The organism is Cognatishimia maritima (genome assembly GCF_900129685.1).
GTDB classification, from domain to species: Bacteria; Pseudomonadota; Alphaproteobacteria; order Rhodobacterales; family Rhodobacteraceae; genus Cognatishimia; species Cognatishimia maritima.
Genome location: NZ_FQWM01000005.1, coordinates 1 through 2,500, shown reverse-complemented (window position 1 = coordinate 2,500; position 2,500 = coordinate 1). Strand labels below are relative to the sequence as shown.

The 2,500-nt window shown below is 52.6% G+C and carries 2 rRNA genes (1 of these 2 cut by a window edge); both read left to right on the top strand.

From position 1 onward, the window contains the following. Window positions 1–2,166 (top strand): 23S ribosomal RNA (locus tag BUA39_RS11195) (it extends 741 nt beyond the left edge of the window). Between the two features lie 180 nt (window positions 2,167–2,346). Then, a 5S ribosomal RNA gene (gene rrf, locus BUA39_RS11190) occupies window positions 2,347–2,461 on the top strand. Window positions 2,462–2,500: the final 39 nt, after the last annotated feature.

Genomic DNA, 2,500 nt, shown 5'->3' with positions numbered 1-2,500 from the left:
TACTGGAGGTCCGAACCCACACCTGTTGAAAAAGGTCGGGATGAGTTGTGCCTAGGGGTGAAAGGCCAATCAAACTCGGAGATAGCTGGTTCTCTGCGAAATCTATTTAGGTAGAGCGTCATCCGAATACCCCGGGGGGTAGAGCACTGAATGGGTAATGGGGGCCCACAGCCTTACTGATCCTAATCAAACTCCGAATACCCGGGAGTACTAGATGGCAGACACACTGCGGATGCTAACGTCCGTAGTGGAGAGGGAAACAACCCTGACCTACGACTAAGGCCCCTAATTCATGGCTAAGTGGGAAAGCAGGTGGGACGACCAAAACAACCAGGAGGTTGGCTTAGAAGCAGCCATCCTTTAAAGATAGCGTAACAGCTCACTGGTCTAAATAAGTTGTCCTGCGGCGAAGATGTAACGGGGCTCAAGCCATGAGCCGAAGTCTAGGATAGTGACATTCCTTCGGGAATGCACTGTGGTAGCAGAGCGTAGTGTGACATAGCTTCATGTCTCTTTAACTCATTGATATCGTATCAATTTGTTGCTGGAGGATTTAGTCCTCAAGTAGCGAAGCGGTAGGACATCATATAATGAGTGTCGGAGACACGAAGCTTTCGATGAAGCTGGGGCGTGAGCCATCCGGTGGAGAGATCACTAGTGAGAATGATGACATGAGTAGCGACAAAGAGTGTGAGAGACACTCTCGCCGAAAGTCCAAGGGTTCCTGCTTAAAGCTAATCTGAGCAGGGTAAGCCGACCCCTAAGGCGAGGCCGAAAGGCGTAGTCGATGGGAACCAGGTTAATATTCCTGGGCCAGATGGAAGTGACGGATTGCGACGGTTGTTCCTCCTTATTGGATTGGAGGGGCCGCTTAGCAGTTCCTGGAAATAGCTCCATCGCTAGATCGTACCCTAAACCGACACAGGTGGACTGGTAGAGAATACCAAGGCGCTTGAGAGAACGATGTTGAAGGAACTCGGCAAAATACCTCCGTAAGTTCGCGAGAAGGAGGCCCAGTTTCTACGCAAGTATTGGCTGGGGGCACAAACCAGGGGGTGGCGACTGTTTACTAAAAACACAGGGCTCTGCGAAGTCGCAAGACGACGTATAGGGTCTGACGCCTGCCCGGTGCCTGAAGGTTAAAAGGAGGGGTGAGAGCTCCGAATTGAAGCCCAGGTAAACGGCGGCCGTAACTATAACGGTCCTAAGGTAGCGAAATTCCTTGTCGGGTAAGTTCCGACCTGCACGAATGGCGTAACGACTTCCCCACTGTCTCCAACATCGACTCAGCGAAATTGAATTGCCTGTCAAGATGCAGGCTTCCCGCGGTTAGACGGAAAGACCCCGTGCACCTTTACTACAGCTTCACACTGGCATCAGGCCATGCATGTGCAGGATAGGTGGTGGGCATTGAAACCGTGACGCCAGTCGCGGTGGAGCCTCCCTTGAGATACCACCCTTGCATTGCTTGATGTCTAACCGCGGTCCGTTATCCGGATCCGGGACCCTGTGTGGCGGGTAGTTTGACTGGGGCGGTCGCCTCCTAAAGCGTAACGGAGGCGCGCGAAGGTTGGCTCAGAGCGGTCGGAAATCGCTCGTTGAGTGCAATGGCAGAAGCCAGCCTGACTGCAAGACTGACAAGTCGAGCAGAGTCGAAAGACGGCCATAGTGATCCGGTGGTCCCGAGTGGAAGGGCCATCGCTCAACGGATAAAAGGTACGCCGGGGATAACAGGCTGATACTGCCCAAGAGTCCATATCGACGGCAGTGTTTGGCACCTCGATGTCGGCTCATCTCATCCTGGGGCTGGAGCAGGTCCCAAGGGTACGGCTGTTCGCCGTTTAAAGAGGTACGTGAGCTGGGTTTAGAACGTCGTGAGACAGTTCGGTCCCTATCTGCCGTGGGTGTAGGATACTTGAGAGGAGTTGCCCCTAGTACGAGAGGACCGGGGTGAACGATCCACTGGTGGACCTGTTGTTGCGCCAGCAGCAGTGCAGGGTAGCTATGATCGGACAGGATAACCGCTGAAGGCATCTAAGCGGGAAGCCCCCCTCAAAACAAGGTATCCCTGAGGACCGTGGTAGACCACCACGTCGATAGGCCGGAGATGTAAGTGCAGCAATGCATTCAGTTGACCGGTACTAATGGTCCGATAGGCTTGATTTGATCCAGTAATAGACAGACATCTATTCTGCGATCCAGAAGCATACACAACACACAGTACAAATTGATGAAATTCCAAAGCGCTCAAGTAGCGTAAGCGGTAGCGCATCAATAAATGACTTGGACAACACCCTCGATTTTGCAAAAAATGCAAATGTCGAACCCTCTAGGCCGTTTATTCGGTTTGGTGATCATAGCACGAGTGAAACACCCGGTCCCTTTCCGAACCCGGCAGTTAAGCACCGTTGCGCCGATGGTACTGCATCTTAAGGTGTGGGAGAGTAGGGCATCGCCAAACCTAATAAACAGCCTACAGAGTGTCTCTCAAAAACGATGA